22 protein-coding genes are annotated in these 24,854 nt (G+C 42.5%); 14 read left to right on the top strand and 8 right to left on the bottom strand.

Annotated elements, in window-relative coordinates:
• The first annotated feature begins 195 nt into the window (after window positions 1–195).
• From PULV_RS20525 to PULV_RS20500, 6 genes are all read left to right on the top strand, one after another.
• Window positions 196–1,350 carry a sensor histidine kinase gene (locus tag PULV_RS20525; RefSeq protein ID WP_086742151.1) on the top strand — a complete coding sequence of 385 codons (1,155 nt, stop codon included), beginning with the start codon at window positions 196–198 and terminating at the stop codon, window positions 1,348–1,350.
• Window positions 1,347–1,976: a response regulator gene (locus tag PULV_RS20520; protein ID WP_193332521.1), complete on the top strand. Its 630-nt coding sequence runs from the start codon at window positions 1,347–1,349 to the stop codon at window positions 1,974–1,976. The genes PULV_RS20525 and PULV_RS20520 overlap by 4 nt, the downstream gene beginning before the upstream one ends.
• Window positions 1,977–2,082: 106 nt before the next feature.
• Window positions 2,083–2,415, top strand: a complete 333-nt coding sequence (locus tag PULV_RS20515; protein WP_086742153.1) for a PBPRA1643 family SWIM/SEC-C metal-binding motif protein — start codon at window positions 2,083–2,085, stop codon at window positions 2,413–2,415.
• A 103-nt stretch (window positions 2,416–2,518) separates the two neighbouring features.
• The gene (locus PULV_RS20510) at window positions 2,519–3,889 is read left to right on the top strand and encodes an AlkA N-terminal domain-containing protein (protein WP_193332520.1); all 1,371 of its coding nucleotides are present in this window, start codon (window positions 2,519–2,521) and stop codon (window positions 3,887–3,889) included.
• The gene (locus PULV_RS20505; RefSeq protein WP_193332519.1) at window positions 3,886–4,431 is read left to right on the top strand and encodes a methylated-DNA--[protein]-cysteine S-methyltransferase; all 546 of its coding nucleotides are present in this window, start codon (window positions 3,886–3,888) and stop codon (window positions 4,429–4,431) included. The genes PULV_RS20510 and PULV_RS20505 overlap by 4 nt, the downstream gene beginning before the upstream one ends.
• A gap of 66 nt (window positions 4,432–4,497) precedes the next feature.
• Window positions 4,498–4,998, top strand: coding sequence for a peptidylprolyl isomerase (locus PULV_RS20500; protein WP_193332518.1), 501 nt, complete (start codon window positions 4,498–4,500; stop codon window positions 4,996–4,998).
• Between the two features lie 59 nt (window positions 4,999–5,057).
• Here the strand turns inward: PULV_RS20500 and PULV_RS20495 are convergent, their stop codons facing one another.
• The 4 genes from PULV_RS20495 to PULV_RS20480 all read right to left on the bottom strand — a co-directional run bounded on the left by PULV_RS20495 (window position 5,058) and on the right by PULV_RS20480 (window position 10,129).
• A complete protein-coding gene (locus PULV_RS20495; RefSeq protein ID WP_193332517.1) occupies window positions 5,058–6,155 on the bottom strand; it encodes a DUF418 domain-containing protein in 1,098 nt (365 codons plus the stop codon).
• A 33-nt stretch (window positions 6,156–6,188) separates the two neighbouring features.
• On the bottom strand, window positions 6,189–6,509 hold the full coding sequence (locus PULV_RS22125) for a hypothetical protein (RefSeq protein ID WP_319609070.1): 321 nt from the start codon (window positions 6,507–6,509) through the stop codon (window positions 6,189–6,191).
• 20 nt (window positions 6,510–6,529) lie between these two features.
• Entirely contained in the window at window positions 6,530–7,036 is a 507-nt protein-coding gene (locus PULV_RS20485; RefSeq protein ID WP_193332516.1) for a GNAT family N-acetyltransferase, read from the bottom strand.
• A gap of 216 nt (window positions 7,037–7,252) precedes the next feature.
• Window positions 7,253–10,129 carry an insulinase family protein gene (locus PULV_RS20480; RefSeq protein ID WP_193332515.1) on the bottom strand — a complete coding sequence of 959 codons (2,877 nt, stop codon included), beginning with the start codon at window positions 10,127–10,129 and terminating at the stop codon, window positions 7,253–7,255.
• 193 nt (window positions 10,130–10,322) lie between these two features.
• On the opposite strand from PULV_RS20480, the gene PULV_RS20475 reads away from it, so the two are divergent.
• Window positions 10,323–10,742 carry an MAPEG family protein gene (locus PULV_RS20475; RefSeq protein WP_193332514.1) on the top strand — a complete coding sequence of 140 codons (420 nt, stop codon included), beginning with the start codon at window positions 10,323–10,325 and terminating at the stop codon, window positions 10,740–10,742.
• Between the two features lie 48 nt (window positions 10,743–10,790).
• On the opposite strand, the gene PULV_RS20470 is transcribed toward PULV_RS20475, so the two are convergent.
• Entirely contained in the window at window positions 10,791–11,594 is an 804-nt protein-coding gene (locus tag PULV_RS20470; RefSeq protein WP_193332513.1) for a peptidylprolyl isomerase, read from the bottom strand.
• Window positions 11,595–11,822: 228 nt separating this feature from the next.
• Between PULV_RS20470 and PULV_RS20465 the strand changes: the two genes are divergently transcribed.
• Both PULV_RS20465 and ushA read left to right on the top strand, forming a co-directional pair.
• A complete protein-coding gene (locus tag PULV_RS20465; protein WP_176365089.1) occupies window positions 11,823–11,999 on the top strand; it encodes a hypothetical protein in 177 nt (58 codons plus the stop codon).
• A 139-nt stretch (window positions 12,000–12,138) separates the two neighbouring features.
• Window positions 12,139–13,806, top strand: coding sequence for a bifunctional UDP-sugar hydrolase/5'-nucleotidase UshA (ushA, locus tag PULV_RS20460; RefSeq protein WP_193332512.1), 1,668 nt, complete (start codon window positions 12,139–12,141; stop codon window positions 13,804–13,806).
• 64 nt (window positions 13,807–13,870) lie between these two features.
• Here ushA and PULV_RS20455 read toward each other — a convergent pair whose 3' ends face one another.
• Both PULV_RS20455 and PULV_RS20450 read right to left on the bottom strand, forming a co-directional pair.
• Window positions 13,871–14,809, bottom strand: a complete 939-nt coding sequence (locus tag PULV_RS20455) for a hypothetical protein (RefSeq protein WP_193332511.1) — start codon at window positions 14,807–14,809, stop codon at window positions 13,871–13,873.
• Window positions 14,799–15,560 (bottom strand): type 2 periplasmic-binding domain-containing protein, encoded by a 762-nt coding sequence (locus PULV_RS20450; RefSeq protein WP_227009446.1) that lies wholly within the window; start codon window positions 15,558–15,560, stop codon window positions 14,799–14,801. Before PULV_RS20450 ends, PULV_RS20455 begins: the two co-directional genes overlap by 11 nt.
• Before the next feature lie 339 nt (window positions 15,561–15,899).
• Between PULV_RS20450 and PULV_RS20445 the strand changes: the two genes are divergently transcribed.
• On the top strand, window positions 15,900–16,772 hold the full coding sequence (locus PULV_RS20445) for a S1/P1 nuclease (RefSeq protein ID WP_193332510.1): 873 nt from the start codon (window positions 15,900–15,902) through the stop codon (window positions 16,770–16,772).
• A gap of 45 nt (window positions 16,773–16,817) precedes the next feature.
• The gene (locus PULV_RS20440) at window positions 16,818–19,940 is read left to right on the top strand and encodes an outer membrane beta-barrel protein (RefSeq protein WP_193332509.1); all 3,123 of its coding nucleotides are present in this window, start codon (window positions 16,818–16,820) and stop codon (window positions 19,938–19,940) included.
• 118 nt (window positions 19,941–20,058) lie between these two features.
• Here PULV_RS20440 and PULV_RS20435 read toward each other — a convergent pair whose 3' ends face one another.
• Window positions 20,059–20,514: a MarR family winged helix-turn-helix transcriptional regulator gene (locus tag PULV_RS20435; protein ID WP_193332508.1), complete on the bottom strand. Its 456-nt coding sequence runs from the start codon at window positions 20,512–20,514 to the stop codon at window positions 20,059–20,061.
• A gap of 290 nt (window positions 20,515–20,804) precedes the next feature.
• On the opposite strand from PULV_RS20435, the gene PULV_RS20430 reads away from it, so the two are divergent.
• The 3 genes from PULV_RS20430 to maiA all read left to right on the top strand — a co-directional run bounded on the left by PULV_RS20430 (window position 20,805) and on the right by maiA (window position 24,769).
• The gene (locus PULV_RS20430) at window positions 20,805–22,439 is read left to right on the top strand and encodes a methyl-accepting chemotaxis protein (protein WP_193332507.1); all 1,635 of its coding nucleotides are present in this window, start codon (window positions 20,805–20,807) and stop codon (window positions 22,437–22,439) included.
• A gap of 394 nt (window positions 22,440–22,833) precedes the next feature.
• Window positions 22,834–24,129 (top strand): homogentisate 1,2-dioxygenase, encoded by a 1,296-nt coding sequence (gene hmgA, locus PULV_RS20425; protein WP_193332506.1) that lies wholly within the window; start codon window positions 22,834–22,836, stop codon window positions 24,127–24,129.
• Window positions 24,130–24,139: 10 nt separating this feature from the next.
• Window positions 24,140–24,769, top strand: a complete 630-nt coding sequence (maiA, locus tag PULV_RS20420) for a maleylacetoacetate isomerase (RefSeq protein WP_086742167.1) — start codon at window positions 24,140–24,142, stop codon at window positions 24,767–24,769.
• Window positions 24,770–24,854 lie beyond the last annotated feature (85 nt).

The following is a 24,854-nucleotide window of genomic DNA, read 5'->3' as shown; positions in this document are numbered from 1 at the left end:
GTGTCACTAGCCCCGTGCTAACGACCGATATAAACAGTCTACCTAGTCGGTTCATCGCTGACAGGTGACAAAAGTCATGTTTTTATAAATTATTTAAAGTCATTATGTTAGAAGACATGTCAGCGTATTTTTGCCTTGCTATTTGAGATCAAGGCTCAGTAAACTAAGCCCATCATTTTTTGCTTGGTCCGTGTAATGCTTCACTTAAAATCATCGATAAACTGGTTACTCACCTTAGCTGGAGTACTCGGCTGTGGGGCGATCCTCGCGGGGCTCGCAGGAGCGGATCACGACCTGCTAACGATTAATGTGATTAGTTTGTTTGCACTGTTTATCACAGGTTTTTTGCTTGTTAGCCTCACCGATGGGATCCCATCGGTTTCGAATTCACTTGCTGGTGCTATTGTATTGCAGTGTTTATGTGCCTTTGCCATCGCATACATAATCAACAGCGATATTCTCTATATTTTGTTAGTGATTATCGCAGGTCAAATCCCGTTTATTTTTAAGCAAACTGTTGCGTTAGCTGTATTGGTATGTAACCACTTACTGTTAAGTCTAATGCTTTATTTTCACGGCGTAGAATTGACCTCTTTTTGGCAGTTTCTTCTCCAAAGTAGCCTGTTTTTTGCCTTTCAGATTTTTGCATTTGCTGCCAGCCGCGTGGCCGTAAATGAAGCCATCGCAAATAAACAACTGACACTACTAAACGCAGAATTAGTCTCAACACGGGCACTACTGAGCGACAGTATCCGCCAAAGTGAACGGCTAAAAATTAGCCGAGATTTACATGACATTTGTGGTCATCAGCTCACGGCGTTAATTCTCAATTTAGAGTTTGCAGCCAAGCAAACCGAACAACAATCAGGCATTGCAAATCAGACTTTGTTGCAATCAAAAGAACTCGCGCGCGCGTTATTGAATGAAATTCGCGATATAGTCAAGACGATACGACACCACGACCAACTGGATTTATATGCCGCTTTAAATGAGATAAAACAGGTGTTACCAGGCACTAGCCTTAACATTGAGATTGAACAATCCGTTACTATCGAGTCCCATACTGTAGCTGAATGCATCTTACGGATTTGCCAAGAAGCCATCACCAATGCCATCAAACACAGTGCGCTGCGCGACATCACTGTTTCGATTTCGCGCCAAGATGACTCGTTAATTGTACAAATCAGTAATAGCCAACTTCATCAGCATTTGGTGAAATTTGGCAGTGGCCTGACATCGATTTCTGAGCGCGCAAGCCAATTGGGTGGCACGCTCTCCCTTACACAAACCCCATCACAGTTTGTGCTGTGTGTGACCCTCCCCCTGAACGACTCACGAGGTACTCTATGATTAATGTTGCCATTGTCGATGACCAAGCGCTGGTGCGCCAAGGTATTGCCAATCTGATTTCACTCAACCAAAAAATGCATGTTAGTTGGCAATTGAGCTCTGGCATCGGGGTCTGCGAGGCATTGCTCGCACAACCCGTTGATGTACTGTTAATGGATATTCGTATGCCTGAACAAAACGGCATCGACACGGTAAAACAAATAAAAGAGCAAAAAATTGCCTGTAAAGTGATTATTTTAACCACGTTTGACGATCCACAATTATTCGTCGATGCTATGCAAGCGGGTGCAAATGGTTTTTTACTCAAAGATGTCGATACAGACAAACTCCACCATGCCATCGAGCAAGTGCATCAAGGTCATACTCTCGCAGAGCCGGTATTACTCAATCAGCTTAATGAAGCACAACTATCAACCTTCTGCGATAACAACATAGAACCCTTAAGTGAGCGAGAAATCGAAATCTTAAAACTCATTGCTGGAGGCTTGTCGAACAAAGAAATTGCCCAAGCCATTTTCTTAGCCGAAGGCACAGTGAAAAATCATGTATCGAGCATTTTGGCCAAGCTCAACACACGCGATCGCACCCGAGCGGTCTTAAAAGCATTGAGTGCAAAATTGATTTAATGCCATTAACTTTCGCACAACAGCGGCTAAGCTGATAAACTGCGCAGCCTTTTGCAGTGCTGAGTCGAATTTCAGTCTGTGTGATTGCCTTTGACTGGAGTGGTATATGTCTAAATTTTTCTATCGTGGTAAGCCTGACATTATGGGTAAACATAACCAAGGGACATATCAACCTAACCCTAAAGTAAAATTTGGCAGTGCAGAACACCCACTGCAACTAACAGTACAAACTAAGCAACGCCACGATGAAGTGCAAGCCATGGCTGAACAACATCAACTGATAGCGCAAATCAGTATTGATGCCACTTTGCCGGAAGATATTTCGGCCCTGACACTCACCGTCAATAAACCAACCACACAGATCGTTGAAAAAACACCTGAACGCAATGATCCATGCACTTGCGGCAGTGGTAAAAAATACAAAAAATGCTGTGCGTAACGCATTTTATACGGGTTTACCTTCACTGCCGATTATGGCTAGTGTTTCACTCTGACTCAGTTATAGTGTGATGAACAGAGACACTATGTAGTGAACACATTCCTTGAGAAAGCTTGATACTGGTATATGCCAAAAAGCCCGTTTAGCGCGGGATCCCCGTTTTGATGGGCAGTTTTTTATTGCGGTAACCAGCACTAAGATTTACTGCCGCCCGATCTGCCCCGTCGCGCCACCCAAAGAACACAATGTCCGATATTATCAAACTGCGGTGCAAGCAGCCGACGCAGGATTTCGCCCTTGCCTTCGCTGTCGCCCTGATAGTGCGCCGGGTTCCAGTGCTTGGCGAGGGGTGAACACCACCTTAGATCGAGCCATCAAACTCATCAATCAAGGGGCACTGCAACAGGGTTCAATCCCTGATTTGGCTGAGCGCCTAGGGATCAGCGACCGTTATTTACGCTTGTTGTTCGAACAACACTTTGGCTTATCCCCGAAAAAATATGCCTTATACCAGCAATGTCTGTTTGCAAAACAACTATTGCATCAAACTCAGCTCTCCATTACTGATATTGCATTAGCCAGTGGCTTCAATAGTATCCGGCGCTTTAATGATTGCTTTATCCGTGAACTGAGCCTCACTCCGAGTCAAACCAGAATGAAACAACCCACAAAAAATGAGTCATTACAGCTTTTTTTAGCTTATCGCCCACCTTTTGATGTCGATAAAATGCTGCGCTTTTATCAGGCTCGCCTAATTGAGGGCCTTGAGTGGGCAACGGATAACAGCTACGGGCGCACCTTTGAATGGCAAGGTGCCAAAGGGCAATTTACCCTCACTCACATTGCCGATAAACATCAGTTCTCCCTGACTATTGATATTGATGATCTGACATATTTGAGCACTGTGGTTGATAATATTCGCCGCCTTTTTGATCTCGATGCAGACTTAGTGGCAATTGAAACCGATTTAACAAAGGCAGTAAATGGCCAACTTGCGCTTTCGTCAGGGATCAGATTGCCCGGCATTTGGTCAATGTTTGAAGCTGGGATCCGAGCCATCTTAGGCCAGCAAATTTCGGTGAATGCGGCCAAAAATTTAGTCCAGCAAGTGGTGGTCGCATTAGGAGAGCCAATGGGTGAATGTTATTTATTTCCAACACCCGAATCGATTGTTAACAGTGATCTGGCCTTTTTAAAAATCCCTGGGTCACGAAAACAAACCCTCATCAACTTGGCCAGCCATTATTTAGCCCATCCTCAGCCAGACGAGAGTCAGCATTGGCTTGCCCTCAAAGGGATTGGCCCATGGACAACGGACTACGCAAAAATGCGAGGTTTGAGCGATCCTGATATCTTTTTAGGGGGCGATTTAGGGGTAAAAAAAGCCCTGCTTCAATCAGACTCTGTATTTGAAGCCGCTCACGCCTCCCCTTGGCAAAGCTATTTAACTTTTCAATTATGGAACCAATTATGAGCAATGCATCCCGTTACCTTCAATATCTCGATACACCACTGGGTCGCTTAGAAATTGCAGCGAATGAGCAAGGACTCACCCATGTCATTTTTTGTGGCCAGCACGCAGAGCAAGCGACAAACAAGAATGCCGTGACACAACAGGCGACGGTACAACTCTTGGAGTATTTTGCAGGAAAGCGCCGCGAGTTTGATTTACCCTTAGCCCCAATTGGCACAGTGTTTCAACAAAGTGTGTGGCGACTCTTGGCAACCATCCCCTTTGGACAAAGCCGCAGTTACGGCCAACTTGCCGAGCAATTAAATAATCCCAAGGCAGTGCGCGCCGTTGGGGGAGCCAATGGCCGTAATCCGCTGACCATTATTGTGCCTTGCCATCGCGTCATAGGTGCCAACGGCAAATTAACTGGTTACGCAGGAGGCGTCGAGCGAAAACGTTGGCTGCTTCAGCATGAAGGATTGCCAACAGATTGTCAGCTCAACAAAGATGAACTGGCAGCAGTGATCCACACACGCCAAGCCAAAACTCAGTTTTTAACTTAATTTTAGCGCCCATTGGTTGCCGAGCACGTTATACTAGCGGCTATTATGATTTAAACGAAGAAACAGATGATTACGTTTAGTACTAATGTTGGTGACATCACCATCGAACTCGATATGAACACCACCCCAGTGACAGCGAAAAACTTTTTGAAATATTGCCAAGATGGTTTTTACCAAGGCACTATTTTTCACCGTGTCATTAAAGGGTTCATGATCCAAGGTGGCGGTTTTACGGCAAAAATGAAAGAAAAACCAACACGCGCTCCAATCGTTAATGAAGCCAATAAAGGGCTGAGCAATGTCATTGGCACCATCGCTATGGCTCGCACAGATGCGCCGCACTCAGCATCCGCGCAGTTTTTTATCAATGTGGCAAACAACGACTTTCTTGATCACCTTGCTACCACCAATGATGGCTGGGGATATTGCGTATTTGGCAAAGTGACCGCCGGAATGGAAGTCGTCACCCAGATAGAAAAAGTAAAAACAGCCATGGTAGCTGGGCACGAAGATGTGCCATTTGACCCTATCGTGATTGAAAACGTCACCATCCACAGTGAATCATAAATAAAACAATGAGCAGATCGCAGCCTTGTTGCTCTCTGCTCATCACTCTACACAATAGATTACTCCAACAGCACTTTAGGTTTGGCATATAACTTTCGCCATAACCACTCTGCAGGGCCTTGTTTAAAAAAGATAAAATAGACATTTGCAAATACGATCTGCAACAAAGAAAACCCTAACACCCAATATAAGTAATCTAAACGGCTGTAATCGAGGGCTAAATCAGTCCACCAGACCCGAAACACTAAGGCAAAAAACACCGACTGGGCCAAGTACAGTGTTAAAGACATTTTTCCGACAGGAATCAACACTCGACAGAACGCACTGCCCCGATTAACCAGATAAATTATACAATGCGCATACATCAGCGCCCCTGCTAACCCACTGAATATCGACAAATGTGAGCTTAATAATCCTTGCGACCTAAACCAAGCATCTATGGAACTCACACTCAGCATAATACACAGCAGCATCACTAAGACACGAGTGGAGAGACCCGTCTGAAAAAACTGGCTTTTATACAGTGCCATTCCAAACAACATGATCCCACCAATACACCAAAGAGATAACACAGGTACCATCAACACGGCCAAGCCTGTATAAATGAATTGAAGCAAGACTTGCTCCAGATAACTCGAATGCAAAGTTTGATAGCGGGTGATGAACTCTTCCGAGTAACGCTGTGGCGTATCATCAGCAATAAACGCAAACACGATGGATATCACCGCGCCAATCAACAAATACTGCGCGCTGCGCTTAAATAATTGCACTGTGCTATCGGCAAGGTAACGGCATACATACAAAGCACATAACGCATAAGTCACTAAAATATCGCCAATAAATACAAAGCAACCGTGTAGCACACCTAACACTAACAGCCAATTTAAACGCGACTGCATGATATTTTCCACATCGAGCCCTTTTGTTTGCAGAGCTTGGAATTGGATCATCAAACCGACCCCAAACAATAAACTAAACAAACTGACAAACCGCCCCTCAAAAAAATAAAGGTTCAATACTTCAATTATCTCATCGCTAATTGGGGGCTGTGCAAATGGGCTATAGCCCATGTCCATGACTGCAAGGTGATAAATATTTAAAAACAAGATCCCTAAAATAGCGAGACCTTTTAAAGCATCAACTGATTGAATACGCATGAATTGGTTAATTAATAGAATGATGAGGTTATCTTAGCGGTTATCGGTTAGGGGCTGTTGATCTTTCGTGATGATTTTTGCAGCGAATTGTTGGGCATTTATACAAGGCAGCGCTTTTGTGGTGTAGCGAGCTACACGAAAAGGCGATAACGTAGTAGAAATACCCAACAAACGCTGCCCGAAGGGTTCGGCTAAAAGCGTACTTATCTTTGTTGAGCAGTATTTGCTTAGAATGCTAGGCTGCACACTGCTCGCCGCGATAAAAACGCTTTTGTTTCGAACAAAATTTAACCACGAAAGATTAACAGCCCCTAGTAATAAAACTAAAAATGATTGCAGGTCAATTACTTGCATGAGCGGCAACGAGCAGATATTTATTCATACAAACAGCTCGCTCCACGGTAACCGGGTAAATAAACATGCTTTTGAAAAGTCAGACCGAGTTTTTCCAATACCCGTTGTGAACCAATATTATCGGGCGATGTAATGGCCAATACTTTATCAATTGAGAGCTCTTTTTTGGCATACGCTAAAACGGCTTTTGCAGCTTCTGTGGCATACCCTTTGCCGGCAACCGTCTCTAACAACGCATAACCAATATCAGGGAAGTCAAAAAAATCGCGTTTGACTAAACCACATACGCCAATAGGTTGCGCAGTACTTTTTTCTACCAGCAAATACAGGCCAAAACCTAATTTTTCATATTGGCTTAAATAACTAGTATGAATATGTTCTTGCGCCGAAAATAAATCAGTGACCCCTTTGTCGCCAATATTGGCTTTAAATGAGGCTTGATTAACCAGCTTAAGTATAAATGCTGCGTCTTCTAAACACACCGCTCTAAAATTAAGCCGTTCGGTGGTCAAAAAGTAATGATCCATTTTCGTTCCTTTAAACGTTCCCGTTTATTATGACGTCTTAGCTTAGCGAAAATATCACAACTTGAATATGACTATTTTTTGCTGAATAACGACCCTACAAACCTAAAATTCGCTCTATTTAACATAACTTGAATAAATCATTAAAAAAGACAACGCGGGAAATCACCCGCGTTGTCTGCAAAGCTCTATTGCAATGAATGCATCAGCGCTAAAAATTTATTGCTGATATCTCATGTGTTGTTTAAGCTCAGCTAAATCTTTTATTTCAACCGCCCCTTTAATCGTAGCAAAGTCGGTTTCTTTAAACTTAGTTCCACGCATTTGCACATTGATACGCGCAGCTTCACTGTTGCCCATGGTTTCCTTATAAAACGTCTTAATGTCCTCTAAGGTCACTTTTTCAACTTCAGCAATCAATTGCGCACGGCTATCAAAAGCAAAGTTTTCACGATACCAATCACCTAATAATGGCGATAGCTCATCGCCAAGATTTTTCGGTTGTTCTTTTAAACCCACTAATGTCGCGTTTTTAAGCTGCTCAAAGGTTTCTTGTGTGACTTTATTAAGCTCTGCAACATACTCAGTTTTAAAGGCATCAAACCGTGCTTGCATGTCCTTTGGCCCTTTGACTGGGGTTTGAATATACAACCCTAAACCTGCAAACTCATCAATTGGGCGAGCAAAACCACCAACAGCATAAGCAAGTTGCTCTTCGGTACGTAATTTATCAAATGCAACGGTTCTAAAGTGGCTTTGTAAAATTCTCGCTCGGGCTTTTTGTTTGTATCCCGCTTGCGGGTGGATCACCACATCAACAATCGCCACATCAGCGACATCAATGTCTTTTTTAACGACATACACTTCACCTGTGCGCGGGAGCCATGCTGTATCTTTGCTATAAGCCGAGATCTGATGCCCAGCAGGAAGTAACGCTTGTAACTGCTTGGCAATACGGCTGACATCCTGTTGATCATAATTACCAAAAACAAAACTACGGATTTGATTACGCTTAAATGTTTGGTTAATAAACGCATTTAAATCTGCGACCGTCAGTGATTGCGCTGTACTGATCAACACTTCGTTCGAATAGCTGTTATTCGAGATAAGGTTATTAAACTCATCAAACGCCTGATAAAACGGGAATTGTTTTCCTTGATTTGCGACAGAACGACTAAAACGGTCAATCGCTTGGGCGAAGCCTTGCTGATCGACGGCTACATTCAATGCCGCTAAACCTTGTGTCAGTAGCTCACTTTGCTTATCGGTAAAACCATTAATAGTCAGTACTAACCCATTTGAGGCAGAAAGCCCTAAATTCATTCCCGCAATGCTGGCTTCGGTGCTAAGGGCACTTTGCTGTAAATTGTATAAATCAGCCCAAATTGAGTACAACACTTGAGCTTTAGCGCCCGAGTCCGCTAAATCACTGTTAAGGTAGACTTTCAGTAAACCTTTAGGTTGATGCGCAAACTGCTCACTGGCAACTTGCCAGATTTTGACGCCCGATTGATCAAATACAACCTCAGGTGTAGTGGCAGCACCTGGCAACGTTTTAATGGCAAAATCTTCTGGCAACATACGGTTGACGGCTGGAAGATTCATCGCAACTTTTGCAGGTTGCTGCCAAGACGTAATTTCATCCGCGGTTAGGTCAGCTAAGCGATACTCACCATCATAAAAATGCAGTTGGCTATCGGTTTGCTCTTGCTGGCTGATATACCAAATTTTTAACGCTGCAGGAGTGAGCTGATTTAAGACCTCAGTCACCGCTTGTGCATCAAACTTGGCATAATAATATCCAGCATTGATTACATTATTCAGCGGGTATTTTTGCATGCTATCAGCTAAGTTTGAGACATAACCAAACTCATCCCCTTTTTCCAAAAAGGTGAACTGATTGTTTAACGAGGTGCGAATTTCATCAAAATATTTATCGTCGATACCTTGAGTGCGAATTAACTCAATGTATTGCATCACAATCGCCACGATTTCATCGCGATTCGCCATCCCTTGATCGGTTAACTCCAAATCAATTGACAGGCTTCCGTAGTTACCATACATATCGGGAGCAGCACTTGAGGTCAGTTGTGATACCCAGCCTTTGTCACGCAAAATTTGCGCCGGTGTACCAGGCATTTCTGAGCTCAATAAATAAGCGATAAAACGGTTTGGTTTAACTGCATAATCGGCCTGATTGTTTTCGATGGTAAAATCGAGTTTTAACTGTTTTACATCTTCATTAGGCTTGTAAAAAACTCGTTTGCCAGCAACTTTGCTTAAATCAAGCGTTTGGGTAACCGTCGGTTTTTCTATTTTTTTATTTTCGATGTCGGAAAAATATTTTTTAGCTAAGGTTTCCATTTCAGCCAGCGGCAAGTTAGAAATCATCGCTACTTTCATGATATTCGATGAATAATATTGATTGTAAAAATCAACTGTTTCTTGATGCAAGCTGCTGTTTTCTTTATCACCTAAGGTTTCTAAATTACCAATTAAGAAACGATTTGCAGGATGGTCGCCCATTAAGTTACGACTGAGTTTAAACTGACCAAAAAAATCCATTTCGCGGCGCATTGACCATTCTGCATTCACTGCGTTTTTTTCTTTATCAGTGTATTCAGGATACAATTTTGGTGCTTTGAAAAAATCAGCAAAACGATCGAGTGCATTGTCGTAGGCATCATTGTTCACTTTAAACATGTAGTTAGTGATATCAAGCCAAGTGTAAGCGTTATGAGCGCCACCGTTTTTAGTCATAAATTCAGAATACTCTTTGGTATCTGGATAACGTTCTGTGCCTAAAAACAGCATATGCTCAAGGTAATGCGCCATGCCTTGTTGCGTCATCGGATCATGTAAAAGACCGACACCCACACTCAGTGCCGCCGCTGATTTTTCAACTGAAGGATCTGACACTAAGATAATTTCAATCTCATTGGCTAATTTTAGTGTTTGATAAGCTCGCTTATCATTAGGGCTGACCACCAAAGTATCGGGTACGAGTGAAGCCTTTACAGACTGTTGTGTCGGTGTTGAGTTGCATCCAGCTAAAACAGCCAGTGCAATGGCGCTAAGGGTTAGCATTTTTTTCATGTTGAGTTCCTGAATAAAGAGAGTGTGACATGGATGTGGTCATCATAAAAAAGGCGCACTTATTTGCCTACGGTTTATTTTGCTTGTTTGTAACAGTTTGTGAATAACGGTTAAAACTTAGCTTCAACAGCTTAAAGACTGTACTATAGGGCTTACCTACATTTTTTAATAACAATAAAAAGCGAGATAAATAATGGAAAAATGGTTATTTCTAGCCGTATTAACTCAAGTATTGCTGACGTTTGTGGTGATGTTCATTATGGGAAGGCGTCGCTTTGCTGCCGCTAAAAACAAACAAATTGAGCTCAGTGCATTCAAAACCATGTCTCTTGAAAGTGCACCTGAACCTGTTATTGCCGCAGGGCGAAATTTTTTAACTCAGTTTGAATTACCTGTGTTGTTCTACGTTGCCATTCTGATATGTTTACAGTTGAATTTAACTGGTTGGTTTTCTGTCGGATGTGCGAGTGTATTTGTTATCAGTCGTATTATCCACAGTGTCATCCATCTAGGGCACAACGATGTAGTAAAACGCTATAAGAGTTTCGTATTTGGTGCGTTTGTTTTACTGGTGTGGTGGATTGGCATGGCAGTGCAATTAATGTTGCGCTAGTCCTTCCAAGTAAACTATGCAGAGCGCATGCGCTCTGCAGATTCATACTTATTTAAAACGACGTAATGCCACTAAGCCCAGCGCCCCCATCAACCACATGCCAAAACTGCCCGAACCAGAAGAAGAGCTTGGCTTTGTGGGCTCAGCTTTAATCAAGGTATTTTCAACCGGCGTGATACCCGCATTTGTGGCGCTGGCTGGATCATCATCGAGTACGGTGACACTCATTACTTTAACTAGGTTTTCCTCCGCAATATCAGTATTATCACTACATTGTATGCTGGTGTAATTGATTAATGGTGATGGTGACGAAAAGTTTAAAAGTTGTGAAGAATCACAAATTGTTAGATTCATAATACTTTCTACAACAGCCATATCCGCAGCTACAACTTGACCAAAAACAGTGAAACCACCATTTTGTTGATCAAGGTTCAATGAGTTATTAGGGTCATTATTATCTGTTAAATTAATAAACCATTGGTTTGTCGCACTATTTGGATTATTCGCTTGTTTAGCCATAGCGATGGTGCCTTTGACGTTTGAATGCTTAGGTTCATTCGTCACCGCAGGATCGGTGGCAACAGGCGTTAATGGCAACTTATCTTCAAAAGTGAACCCGCCTCCTTGCATCACAAAACCAGTAATTGCGCGGTGGATCACTGTATCATCATAGCTACCTTTATTAGCATAATTCAAAAAGTTCGCGACTGTCGCAGGTGTGGTTTCATCAAATAAATGAAGCTTAATATTACCCTGGTTAGTGTTCAGTTCCACCAAGGTCGCGTGAGCTGTGGCACTGTAAACAGCGCCGGTTAATAGTGCACTGGCAAGTAATGTATGAGGTAAACGCATCAGTAAATCGGTCCCTAAACTAAAAAATATCGTTGTTTTTTTGCAGAATACCGACTTAGATTCAAAATAACTAGCGTGATTACACTTAATAACAAAACAATGTTGCATTTTATTGATGTAACTTAACCTTTACGTAACAGATTAAACAATTTCTATCTTCCCTTTATTTCTGTAATGGCATTGTTTAGGCTTTAGCTCGCTCAAAAATAACACTAATAGGAGCCAATAATGACAACAACCCCCATTTGTGAATTTGGTTTACATAAAGGCCAACACTACAGCCAGTTACCCGTTTCATTTTTAAATTGGATGATCGCCAATCAACACAAACATGCAACACTGGCAAAAAATGAGTTAACTCGGCGCCACCAAGTGCTTAAAACAAATAACGCTTGTATTGAGTAAATTTACTTTTTTCAAGTAAAGCTATTTCAGCCCAGTGTCATAACATACACATACAAACTGCAGTAACATTGCTATTACCAACGTAAAGCTATCAGGTTTGCAATACCTAATAGTCGTTTTAATAACAATAGGTTTTACAATGTTACATACTCGCCTGCCTTTATTTGTATTTACGGCATCATTGCTTGGCTTAGTCAGCTGCGCCAATGACTCAGGTTTGCCAACAAGTGCCTCTTCTGAGTCAGTTAAACGCTTCACGCTTTTACATACCAACGATAACCATGGCCGTTTTTGGCATAACGAAGAGGGTGAATACGGCATGGCTGCCCGTAAAACCTTAATTGATCAGTTAAGATCACAAGCCGAGCAACAAGGTCACGCGGTGCTCTTGCTATCAGGAGGCGACATCAACACCGGCGTTCCAGAATCTGATATGCAGTTTGCAGAGCCTGACTTTAAAGGCATGTCTTTACTGGGTTACGATGCCATGGCACTGGGCAATCATGAATTTGATAACGCTTTGGATATACTCGCCAAACAACAAGCCTGGTCTAACTTTCCTTTTTTATCGGCCAATATTTTTCAAAAATCCACTGGCGAACATGCTTTTCAACCCTATGAAATATTTGAAAAACAAGGTTTAACCATTGCGGTAATTGGTTTAACCACAACAGACACATCAAAAATTGGCAACCCTGAATTTATTGGTCATTTAGAGTTTGCTGAGCCTAGTCGCGTTACTGCGCAAGTCATCGATACATTAACCAATACCACACAGCCAGATATCACCATTGCTGTGACACATATGGGCCATTATATTGATGCTAATCATGGTATTAATGCCCCTGGCGATGTCACCTTAGCCCGTAATTTACCTGCTGGTATGCTCGATATTATTGTTGGCGGTCACTCTCAAGAACCCATTTGTATGGAAGCCGCTAACGTTGCAAAAAGTGATTTCCAACCAGGTGATGCCTGCCAACCTGATCAACAAAATGGTACTTGGATTGTCCAAGCCCATGAGTGGGGAAAATATGTCGGTAAAGCTGAATTTGAATACCAAAATGATCAACTAACACTGATGAGCTATGAACTTATTCCGGTGAATATGCAGCGTGAAACACGCCATGCCGATGGTTCAACAAGCAAAGCGCTCGCTCAACCAGAGATTGCAAAAGATCCACAGATGTTGGCTTTTTTACAACCGTATCAAGATAAAGGCGACAAGCAGCTTTCTGTTGCCGTTGCCAAGCTCGATGGGCGATTAGAAGGTGAGCGTAAATTTGCGCGCTTTGAGCAAACTAATCTTGGGCGATTAATTGCCGCAGCGCAGATGGAACGTGTAAAAGGCGATTTTGGCATCATTAGCGGGGGTGGGATTAGAAGTTCAATCAAACCCGGCGAAGTCAGCTACAAAGATATACTCTCTGTTCATCCGTTCAAAAACCGTATTACCTACGTCGATATGAAAGGTGATGAAGTGGCTGATTACTTAAGTACCATAGCGAGTTTTCCGCCAGATTCTGGTGCTTATTGCCAGTTTTACGGTGTAGAGCTCACGCTCATACAAGGCAAAGCAGAGAATATTCGTATTCAAGGGCAACCCCTTGATGTGAATAAAACCTACCGTTTTAGCATCAACAGCTATAATGCAGCCGGTGGCGATGGTTACCCTAGTTTGAAACAACACCCAGGTTTTGTTGCCACTGACACTACAGATGCGGAAGTGTTAAAGCACTTTTTTATTAAACATCAACGGGTTAATGCTGCCGATTACGCACCGCAAGGTGAAATCCAGTATCAATAATCATTCACTGTAGATTCTAACTTTATAAGGGGCATCATGCCCCTTATTTATTTTACCGCCGCGCTTAGCGCCCGATTATTTCAAAATGCTCTTCAAGTACTTTATTTAACCCATAGTGATGAAGCTTAGAGCGAGAGCCTTCCCCATGCGCTTTTGGCGGATAATACAGCTCTTTTTCTTCAGGGTTTTCAGCCAACACTTCATCCAAAGCGGCTCTAATCTCACTTAAGGTTTTTTCTAAACTATTGGTAAAATTTGGCCGCTTTCTGACCGTGTGGCCAAGTTCAACTAAACGATAAAAATATTTATTGGCTAATTCGACTAACTCGATAGGCACATCTTTATTTTGATTTAGCGTCACATCTTTGTTATTTAAGCAATATTCAAGTAAAGCGATGTAAAAACACAGTGGTTTGTTTGCCAGCGGCACCGCTTGTTCAGTAATACTGTTCACTAAGGTTTTATCTTTTAAATTGAGTTGCAGCACCAAAGGGATCACCGGCTCTATCACTGAGTGACTCTCGTGATCGGGCGCGCGCCAACGCATAACGTGTTGTCGGCTCAACCACAGTAACAAACCTGCAATCAATATGGGCCAAAGAGACATATGCGCACTGATTGCAAGCGGCTCAAACACAACTTGGCCAATAACATGGTTATCGGGCGTCACTAAGTGAAACGTATGAGACGCTATCATTGCTGAGCCGGGTGCTTTCCCTGTCACTTTTTGTAACTGCGTAACACGCAGACCAAAGTCATGTTCAGCCAAATAGATATTCAGCTCGGTCAGATATGCGACAATCGCTTCGGGATTGCCCATAATATGGAAGCGTTCATTAGGCAATGATAAACGGGGTAAATCCAACGCAATGCGATTCTTGACCTGTTCCAACGCTGATTGCTCACGTTGTTGATAATCCCACACGGCACCGGCGCTATAACTCAGTTGTAAAGGCAAATAAAAACACACAAAAGCGATTAAAAACTTAGCTTTATTGTTCATCAGACATCTCCAATAACGAACCATTGTCACCGCACACTAAGTATTTTTCAGCTTGATGGAAATAACTCGACATCTGCTGCTGCGCTAAACTCAAGAGCGTTTTTTGCACCGCACAATATAAATCCGTATTGCGCTGCTCCATTTTTAAATACCATTTACTGCCACTGATGTTATCACTGATTGGCGTAACGTAATTATGCGAAAAACGCTCTTGATCATCTTCTTTCCAATAGGAAGAAATCAAGTCCACTTCTCCTGAAGCCAGCAACGCTCGCAGCGCATCATGAGAATTTGCATAACGGACATCTAAGTTTTCTATGTTTAAATCAAGCTTTTTCAACTGTGCTTTAGGTAAAATATGCCCCGAGCGGCTGGTTGGGTATTCAAGCAAACCAATGCGTTTATCTAAAAAGTAAGCTTTATCAAGACGTGGCTTTTCTTTCAGTGAGATAAAAAAGGCGCGATAACTGGGGTAACCAAGCACAGCCTGATAGTTGTAAGTAGATTCAACCATAAAAGCCTCGACAATGTTTTCTTTAGCTAAGATCAGATCAGCAAAGCCTTTACCCAAAAACTCGATTGAATCACTGAGCTTGTAGCCCCAAAACACTTCGACTTCACCAAACTGGCGTCCCACCACATCGTTTAAACAAAGTTTGTCTGCAATCTGATTTGCCAACTCTTCAGAGGGAACATACACCACTAAGGTATCTTTAATTCCAGCCTCTTTGACTTTGCATACAGTCGACACATTGAGTAGCACAGGGATCGGATTGATATTTGTGCTATTGAACCGTGCAGAAATAAAAAAAACACTTATTATTGATAGAAACAAAAATGTAACAATTGTAATTTTTGAGATTGAAAAAGTATAAAAGCGCACTGGTTTGACCAACTTATTAAAAACCTATTGCCATTTGAACAATTATTCTTACTTATATCAATAGGTAATTTTACCAGTATTAGCTAAGCTTTTGTTTTTATAGCTTTATTAACAAGTAATTATGAATACTATTGAGTCCTTTCTATTTGATTTCAAATAAGGACAATTTACCTCACACAAATACTTAACACTTTGATAAATGAGCGCATGAAAAGCACAATAAAAATTACCGCGACTGTCATATTTTCGACATTTTTAACCTTCAGTATGATGAGCAAATCATATGCTTGGGCACAAAATGGTCACCGCGTTGTAGGTCAGATAGCAGAGAATCATCTGACTGACACCACCAAAATGGCCATTCGTCATTTACTCGAAGGTGACAAGTTACCAGAAGTCACGACTTGGGCTGATGAAATGCGCTCTAACCCTGATACGTTTTGGAAAAAAGAGTCAGGCAAATGGCATTACATCAATATGAGTAGTGCAGCAGAGTTTAAACCAAAGCAATACCGCATTACCGCTCACAAAGGTGAAGTAACGGATGCGTACGCTGCAATTTTGAAAAGTATCGCAGTACTTAAAAGTGAAGATACAACTCTTGATAAAAAACGTTTTTACTTTCGTTTTTTAACCCATTTAGTCGGCGATATCCACCAGCCAATGCATGTGGGTCGCAAGCATGACCACGGCGGTAACAAAATAAAAGTAAAGTATTTCGGTCAAGATACCAACTTGCACCGTTTATGGGACAGAGATTTAGTAGAAGGTGAAAACTTATCATTTTCAGAATTTGCTTACTTCATCGATACCAATAACAAAGAGCTGATTGCTGAATATTTAAACAGCGAGCCAAAAGACTGGGTTATGGAGTCATTCCACATTGCTCAAACATTATACGAAATAGAAGATGGTGACTTTTCTTATGCCTATGTGTACGAGCAGAGCAACACCATGAAAACCCGCTTATTACAGGGCGGAATAAGATTAGCAGGTGTGTTAAATGCCATATTTGACCCAGCTGCAATACCTTTGGTGAATGCTTTAAGCACGCACCAACACACTGAAGTTAATAATTAATATAAAGCTAACTTTTAAAACTATAGTTACACGGGAAACTACTAGATGAAAACTCAACTACGCAAAAAGGCACTCACACTTGCTGTTGCTGCCTGTTTAGGTGTAAGTGGCGCAGCCATGGCGAATGACACGGCGTCTGCAGTGAAAGGTCAAATTACTGGCCCTAACGGCAACCCTGCAGCGGGTACTAAAATTACCATCATTCACGTACCATCAGGCTCTACTAAGAATGCAGTGGTCAATGAATCAGGTCTATTTAGTGCAAAAGGTCTGCGCGTTGGTGGTCCATATCAAATCATCGTTGATTCAGATAAATTTGAAGACACTATGCTTGAAGATGTCTACCTAACACTTGGTAACACTTACCCTGTAAACGTAGCATTGAATGCAAAATCTGACATCGAGCAAATTGTTGTTACTGGTCGTCCTATCAGCTCATTCGCAGGTGGTACGGGTCCTTCTGCAAACTTCGGTTTAGAGCAATTAGAAAACGCTCCAGCGATTAACCGTGACTTAAAAGATATCGTGCGTGCCGATCCACGTATTTTCATCGACGAAAGCCGTGGCGATGATGCAATTCAATGTGGTGGTGGTAACCCACGTTTTAACAGCTTAACGCTTGACGGCGTGCGCATGAACGATAACTTCGGTCTAAATGACAATGGTTATCCAACTGTTCGTACTCCTTTTTCTTACGATGCGATTGACCAAGTAGCCGTAGAGCTTGCACCGTTTGATGTAAACTATGGTGGTTTCACATCATGTAACTTCAATGCGGTTACTAAGTCTGGTACTAATGAAGTACACGGCCGTGTTTTCTTCGATTACACCAACGACTCAATGACTGGCGACAAAATTGAAGGCAAAGACATCCCACAAGGTGATTTCTCTGAAAAACGTTATGGCTTCTCTGTTGGCGCACCGCTAATCGAAGATAAATTATTCATCTTTGTCGCCTATGAAGAACTTGAAGGTGTTGAGTTATTCGACTATCCGAAACTAGGTAATACTGCAGATGACTCTGTTTCGACGGCTGATTTAGCGCGCATTGTGCAAATTGCAAAAGACAAATACAACTACGATGCCGGTACAACACCAACAAGCATGCCAGTTGATGACCAAAAGTTACTTGTAAAACTTGACTGGAACATCAATGACGATCACCGTGCAAGTGTAGTTTACAACTACAACGATGGTTTCAAATTATCACAATCTGACGATTGGGCCGTCACACTCGACAGCCACTTCTATGAGCGTGGTGCAGAGTTCACGTCTGTTGTGGGTTCTGTGTACTCAGATTGGACTGATAACTTTTCAACTGAAGTGCGCATTGGTAAGTCTGACGTAGACATGCGTCAAGAGTCTTTAGATGCAGCAAGCAGCTTCGGTGAAGTACAAATTCGTCATAACGGCCAAACTGTATTCTTAGGCCCTGATGACTCGCGTCAATCAAACGACTTAGATTATGATACAACGACTTTCAAAGTTGCGGGTACTTACTACTTAGGTGAGCACGAAATCACCGGTGGTTATGAGTTTGAAGAAGTCAACGTGTTCAACTTGTTTATGCAACATACTCAAGGTGAATTCCGCTTTGATTCAATCGACGACTTTGAAGCAGGTCAAGCAGCGCGTGTTTATTACAACAACTCTGCCGGTACTAATAACCCAGATGACGTAGCGGCGAACTTTGGTTTTGCACAGCACACTTTTTATCTTCAAGATGAATACAACTTCATGGATTATGATTTAAGTGTGACTTTTGGTCTTCGTTATGACAAGTTCACTAGCGATGACAAACCAAACTACAACGCAAAGTTTGAACAGCGTTACAATTTTGATAACCAAAAGAACATGGACGGCATTGACCTATTGCAACCACGTTTTGGTTTCAACTGGCAGGCTGCTGAAAACTTAGAAGTCCGTGGTGGCTTTGGTCTTTACTCTGGTGGTAACCCGAATGTTTGGGTATCTAATGCCTACTCTAACGACGGTGCCACACAAATTGGTCTTCAAGAACGTGGGGTAGACTTATTCAACACACCTATGGTCGGTGGCGGTTTACCTATCTATGAAGTACCACAATCAATGTACGATGAAATCGCTAATACCCCAATCGGTGGCGGTGATGGGTCAGTTAATGCCATTGATTACAGCTTCGAGATCCCATCTGAGTGGAAATACGCGATTGGTGGTACCTACTTCACTGAAGATAACTATATTATTACCTTAGATTTATTACATTCACAAAAGCAAGACAGTGCAATTGTGTATGATATCGGACTTGAAGATTCAGGTAATGTCGGCCCTGATGGTCGCCCGCTTTATCAACGTAAAGATGGCCGTTCAGGTGAATACATTTTATCGAACGTGAAAGGCGATGATGGTCAATCAACGGTTCTTTCTGCTGCACTAAGCAAAGAATACGATAACGGCATTAACTTTACTGTCTCTTATGCATACACCAATGCAGAAGACGTGAACCCAATGACGAGCTCTACATCAGGTTCTAACTACGGTAACTTAGCAGTCACCAATCCAGGTAATCCAGGCCTTGCAACATCAAACTACGAAGTTCCACACCGTTTCACGTTCCAACTTGGTTACAAGCATGAGTTCTTCGATGGTTACAACACCCGCTTTAACCTATTAGGTCAAGCAAGTGAAGGCCGCCCTTACTCATATACTTTTGAAGGCAGTGACCGTAACTTCGGTGACGACAACTGGAATGGTAATCGTCAGTTAGTGTACATCCCACTGGTTGATGACCCTAAAGTGGTTTACAACATGAGCCAAGATGAAATCAATGACATGAATGCATGGATTGAGTCTGAAGGCCTAACACGTGGCCAAACACTTGACCGTAACAGCCAAAATGCAGATTGGTGGGTGAAGTTTGATGTACGTATTTCACAAGACCTTCCTGGTTTTATGGATGGACATAAAGGCCAAGCGTACTTCACCATTAAAAACGTTGGTAACTTGTTAAACGATGACTGGGGTGTGTTAAAAGAAGGTGCATTTGTGGGCAATCGTATGATTGAAACTAGCATCAACGATAACAACCAGTTTGTTTACGAAGGCTTTAACAAGAACAATGCTCAACAAGACGTGAAGAACTATGGTTCTTTATGGCAAATGCGCATTGGTGTGAACTACACATTCTAATTTAAATACGCAATTTAAATACCAAAAGACCTAAGCATGCTTAGGTCTTTTTTTGTGTGTAAAACGAAGGCGCGTTGATTTTTTGGTTAATTTGGCTCGGACAGCGTTTGAATCGCGGTTATTTTAAAGCGTCGAGTCGTTGCTCAAGTGTCTCAATAGTATTCATCAACCCTTCATATTGCTCGGACGTGAGCGCAGCCAGCAAAGTCTCTTCCCACTCTTTAGCGAGCGGCACGAGTTCCTTGTAAAGTGTCCAGCCTTGTTCGCTGAGGCTCAGTACACTGGCACGCTTATCGACTGGATCCGGTTGCTTAATCACATAATGCTTGTCTTGCAGTATTTTAATGGTGCGAGACACCGTTGATTTATCCATCGCCGCACACTCTCCGAGCTCTTTAGCATTGCTCGCTGGTCGCTGTGCCAAATTGACCAAAATGCGCCATTCAGGGATACTCAATTGATATTGCTGTTGGTACACTTTGGCGAATGTTTCACTGACATGACTGGTTAATTGGCTTAAGCGATAAGGTAAAAAAGACTGTAAGTCTAATATTTCATTTTTAGCAGGACTCATCATCCGATCTTATCTATTTAACGATGTTGCGACATTAACACTCACAAGATAAATTGCCAAACTCCTCTTTCTCAAACCACGACGCAGCGCATCATCTTAAGGGGTTTTTTACAAAATTTCACATTCCAGCCGCCCAGCAATTGAGAATAGTTATCAATAAGATATAGCGTTTCAGTCTTTGATTATCCCTTTTATTGCATAAATATTACTTTATTTAACAATCAATATCGGTACTATACCCCCACCTCAAAAATGACAGCGATGTCAAAATATCTCTAGTAACTTAAAATATGATAAAAATTAATCACCTGCTTGGAAAAATGCTGATCCCAACCAAGCTTAGAATAAGTGTTGTACTGGCGTGTTTTATTATCATCGGTACGCAGCTTTCTGCTGCATTTAAACTCAAAGACAGTATTATTTATGAGCGTCAACAAAAAGCACAATACTTAGTGACAGCGCTCACATCCCAAATCAATGCAATTGCCCGCCAGTCAGATACATCAACCCCGAAAAAACAACAAAAAGTACGCGATTTACTCGCTCAAACCCGTTATGGCGACTCTGGCTATTTTTTTCTATTTGATGAAAATGGCAACATGGTCACCCACCCTATTAAACCTGAACTCAATGAACAATCTATGGTTCATCATCACCAAACGTTTATTTCTAGCGCGTTTCGTCAATTTGTTGATGTCGCTAACCAACGTGGCTCTGGTTTTGTTACTTACCAGTGGCCAAAACCGGGCTCGAATGAACAAGAACGCAAGTCGTCGTTTATTTACAAGCTCAATCATTGGGGCTGGGCCATCGGCACGGGGATTTATTACGCCGATGTCGAAACACAGTTTAATGAGCGTGTTATGACCATTTTAATTGAAGCCTTGTTCTACATCTTTTTATTAATTGTTGTGTCTAATTTAATCGCACGTAATATCATCAAACCACTCACTAAACTCACTCAGACCATGACGGTAATAGCTGAGCAAAAAAATCTCACGATAGCACTTAAAACCGCTGGTAAAGATGAGCTCACCCTGATGGCTAAAGCGTTCAATGCCATGACGCAACATTTTCGCGCTGTGCTGCAAACAATTACCGGCAACACCCATTCTTTAGCTTCACAAGCAGAGGAACTCGCTTGCATCACCAGCCAAATTCAAACCGGAATTACGGAACAAAATCAGGGAACCGAAGCTATTTCGATTAAAGTCACTGATTTAGATAATTCAGCCAAACAAGTATTTGAACAAACACATTGTGCACTTAATACCGCGCAGCGCAGTGCCAAATTAACTCAAGATGGCTTAGCACAACTGCAAGAAAACGTCTCAGCGATTCGCCAAGTCGCTAGAACAGTGGGTCAAGCACAACAAACGGTATTAAAATTACAAAGCTCATCTGAGCAAATTGGTGAGGTACTCAACGTGATCAAACAAGTGGCAGACCAAACCAATTTGCTGGCGCTCAATGCTGCTATCGAGGCAGCCCGAGCCGGTGAACAAGGTCGTGGTTTTGCGGTTGTCGCCGATGAAGTGCGCTCTTTAGCGATGCGCACCCAACAATCAACCGATGACATACAAGCAATTATCCATCAATTACAAGCAGGCGTCAGTGACACTGTCACCCAAATGACTCACAGCCAACAGGCCGCACTTGCAGGGATTGCTATCAGTGAACAAGGCGAAGTAACCTTGCAACACATCGATCGTGCTGTGCGCGAAATGAGTGACATCAACACCGATATTGCTGCGGCCAGCCAACAGCAAACCATGGCAATTTCTGATATCGCCAATGAGATGCTGCAAATCGCCACCATTGCCAAACAGACCGAAGTGGGCGCAGCTCACACCCAAGAGGCGAGTATTGAACTCAGTGCAATGTCCCATAAACTGAGTCAATTAGTGACTGAATTTAAAGTTTAAGCAATTGAAAAATATAATTTTATAAAAAGTTAGATGCGGGGCTGTTGATCTTTAGTGGTTAAATTTTGTTCGAGATAAAAGCGTTTTTATCGCGGCGAGTAGTGTGTAGCCTAGTCATTCTAAGCAAATACTGCTCAACAAAGAGAAATACACTTTTAGCCGAACCCTTCGGGCAGCGTTTGTTGGGTATTTTTACTGCGTTATTGCTTTTTCGTGTAGCTCGCTACACCACAAAAGCGCTGCCTTGTATAAATACCCAACAATTCGCTGTAAAAATCATCACGAAAGATCAACAGCCCCGCTCATAATTTAAAAATATTCACTATGAACCTTGAATATACTCTCACGTGAGAGTATATTCATATCATCTTGACACTCACAGATGAGCAATCCCATGACCGCACTTAATTACATGACTGGATTTGGTAACGAATTCGAAACAGAAGCATTATCAGGTGCCCTGCCTGTCGGCCAGTTCAGCCCACAAAAAGTAAAATACGACCTCTATGCTGAGCAGTTTAATGTCACTGCATTTACGGCGCCTCGTGCTGATAACCGCCGTAATTGGTTTTATCGTATTCGCCCATCTGTGATCCAAGGTGATTATCAAGCAATCGATAATGGTTTAATTCGCACTGCCCCCATTACCGAAGCCGTTACCCCTCCAACTATGTTCCGCTGGGATCCGGTTGCTATTCCAAGCGAAAAAACTGACTTTATCGATGGCTTAAAAACCATGGCAGCCAATGGCAGTGCCCAAGGTCAAGCGGGTGTCGGTATTCATGTGTACGTGGCTAATCAATCCATGCAAGGGCGCTATTTTTATAATGCCGATGGCGAGCTTTTATTTGTGCCTCAGCTTGGTGCCTTGGTGCTTCACACTGAATGTGGCAAGCTGGCAATCAAACCCGGCGAAATCGCGGTGATCCCGCGCGGTATTAAGTTCAGCGTAGAATTACTCGATGAGTCGGCTCGTGGTTATATTTGTGAAAACTACGGCAATCCTTATGTTTTAGCCGAACGTGGCCCTGTCGGTGCCAACGGTTATGCCAATGATCGTGATTTCCAATACCCTGTGGCGGCTTTTGAAGATCTTGAAGGTGACTTTGAGCTTGTTGCAAAATTTAACGGCAATTTATTTCGCTGTGATATCGGTCACTCACCGCTTGATGTGGTTGCATGGACAGGAAATAGCGCGCCATACAAATATGATTTAAGCCGCTTTTGTACCATGAACACCGTCAGTTACGACCATCCCGATCCGTCTATCTTCACCGTGCTCACCTCACCATCCGGCACGCCGGGTGTGGCCAATCTTGATTTTGTGGTGTTTCCGCCACGTTGGATGGTAGCAGAAAATACCTTTAGACCGCCTTATTATCACCGTAATATCATGAGTGAATTCATGGGCTTAATTGAAGGTGTGTATGATGCTAAAGAAAAAGGCTTTGTCCCAGGCGGCATGAGTTTACACAACTGTATGTCACCGCATGGCCCAGAAGCAGACGTATTTGAAAAAGCCTCTAATGCCGACCTTAAACCACAACGCTACGAAAACACCATGGCCTTTATGTTCGAATCGCGTTATGTTATTTCACCAACTAAGTTCGCACTTGAAGGGGATCACTTGCAAAAAGATTACGCCAAGTGCTGGCAAAAAATTGAAAAGAAATTCACCGGTCAAGCATAAGGAGTAATCAATGAAACTTTACAGCTATTTTCGCTCATCAGCCGCCTATCGGGTGCGTATTGCACTCAATTTGAAACAGATTGACCATGAGCTTATTCCGGTTAATTTACTCAAATCAGAGCAACAAGGTGATGAATACGTCAGTAAAAACCCGCAAGGTTTGTTGCCCGCCCTTGAAACAGAGCAAGGTGTGCTTGCACAATCATTGGCGATTTTAGAGTGGCTAGAAGAAACCCAGCCTAATACTCCAGCACTGCTGCCAGCCGATCCGTGGCAAAAAGCGCAAGTGCGTAACGTGTGTTATGCCATCGCTTGCGATATTCACCCGATTGATAATTTACGAGTATTAAAATATTTAAGCAGTGAGTTGGGTGCAGATGACGATACTAAAAATACCTGGTATCGCCATTGGATTGAAATAGGCTTTGCCAAAATTGAAAGCCAACTTGGCAATGGACCATTTTGCTTTGGCGACAAACCGACTCTTGCGGATTTATGTTTAGTGCCGCAAGTATTCAACGCCCACCGCTTTAAAGTCGATATGAGTCAATTTCCAAAAATTGCAGCCATTTATCAGCATTGCAATACCATACCAGCCTTTATTGACGCCGCGCCCGAAAACCAAATCGACGCAGCATAGTCATTCAAACCCCAATAACAATGCCAATACAAGGCATTGTTATTGCGGAAAATAGACTCTGCATCACGTACTTATCCGTCAATAC

The organism is Pseudoalteromonas ulvae UL12, assembly GCF_014925405.1.
GTDB lineage: Bacteria > Pseudomonadota > Gammaproteobacteria > Enterobacterales > Alteromonadaceae > Pseudoalteromonas > Pseudoalteromonas ulvae.
This window is presented reverse-complemented; position numbering and strand designations above follow the sequence as displayed.

Coding starts and splice junctions, on each gene's coding strand:
- PULV_RS20525 (WP_086742151.1), top strand. CDS start 196: ATGCTTCACTTAAAATCATCGATAAACTGGTTACTCACCTTAGCTGGA.
- PULV_RS20520 (WP_193332521.1), top strand. CDS start 1,347: ATGATTAATGTTGCCATTGTCGATGACCAAGCGCTGGTGCGCCAAGGT.
- PULV_RS20515 (WP_086742153.1), top strand. CDS start 2,083: ATGTCTAAATTTTTCTATCGTGGTAAGCCTGACATTATGGGTAAACAT.
- PULV_RS20505 (WP_193332519.1), top strand. CDS start 3,886: ATGAGCAATGCATCCCGTTACCTTCAATATCTCGATACACCACTGGGT.
- PULV_RS20500 (WP_193332518.1), top strand. CDS start 4,498: ATGATTACGTTTAGTACTAATGTTGGTGACATCACCATCGAACTCGAT.
- PULV_RS20495 (WP_193332517.1), bottom strand. CDS start 6,155: ATGCGTATTCAATCAGTTGATGCTTTAAAAGGTCTCGCTATTTTAGGG.
- PULV_RS22125 (WP_319609070.1), bottom strand. CDS start 6,509: ATGCAAGTAATTGACCTGCAATCATTTTTAGTTTTATTACTAGGGGCT.
- PULV_RS20485 (WP_193332516.1), bottom strand. CDS start 7,036: ATGGATCATTACTTTTTGACCACCGAACGGCTTAATTTTAGAGCGGTG.
- PULV_RS20480 (WP_193332515.1), bottom strand. CDS start 10,129: ATGAAAAAAATGCTAACCCTTAGCGCCATTGCACTGGCTGTTTTAGCT.
- PULV_RS20475 (WP_193332514.1), top strand. CDS start 10,323: ATGGAAAAATGGTTATTTCTAGCCGTATTAACTCAAGTATTGCTGACG.
- PULV_RS20470 (WP_193332513.1), bottom strand. CDS start 11,594: ATGCGTTTACCTCATACATTACTTGCCAGTGCACTATTAACCGGCGCT.
- PULV_RS20465 (WP_176365089.1), top strand. CDS start 11,823: ATGACAACAACCCCCATTTGTGAATTTGGTTTACATAAAGGCCAACAC.
- ushA (WP_193332512.1), top strand. CDS start 12,139: ATGTTACATACTCGCCTGCCTTTATTTGTATTTACGGCATCATTGCTT.
- PULV_RS20455 (WP_193332511.1), bottom strand. CDS start 14,809: ATGAACAATAAAGCTAAGTTTTTAATCGCTTTTGTGTGTTTTTATTTG.
- PULV_RS20445 (WP_193332510.1), top strand. CDS start 15,900: ATGAAAAGCACAATAAAAATTACCGCGACTGTCATATTTTCGACATTT.
- PULV_RS20440 (WP_193332509.1), top strand. CDS start 16,818: ATGAAAACTCAACTACGCAAAAAGGCACTCACACTTGCTGTTGCTGCC.
- PULV_RS20435 (WP_193332508.1), bottom strand. CDS start 20,514: ATGAGTCCTGCTAAAAATGAAATATTAGACTTACAGTCTTTTTTACCT.
- PULV_RS20430 (WP_193332507.1), top strand. CDS start 20,805: ATGATAAAAATTAATCACCTGCTTGGAAAAATGCTGATCCCAACCAAG.
- hmgA (WP_193332506.1), top strand. CDS start 22,834: ATGACCGCACTTAATTACATGACTGGATTTGGTAACGAATTCGAAACA.
- maiA (WP_086742167.1), top strand. CDS start 24,140: ATGAAACTTTACAGCTATTTTCGCTCATCAGCCGCCTATCGGGTGCGT.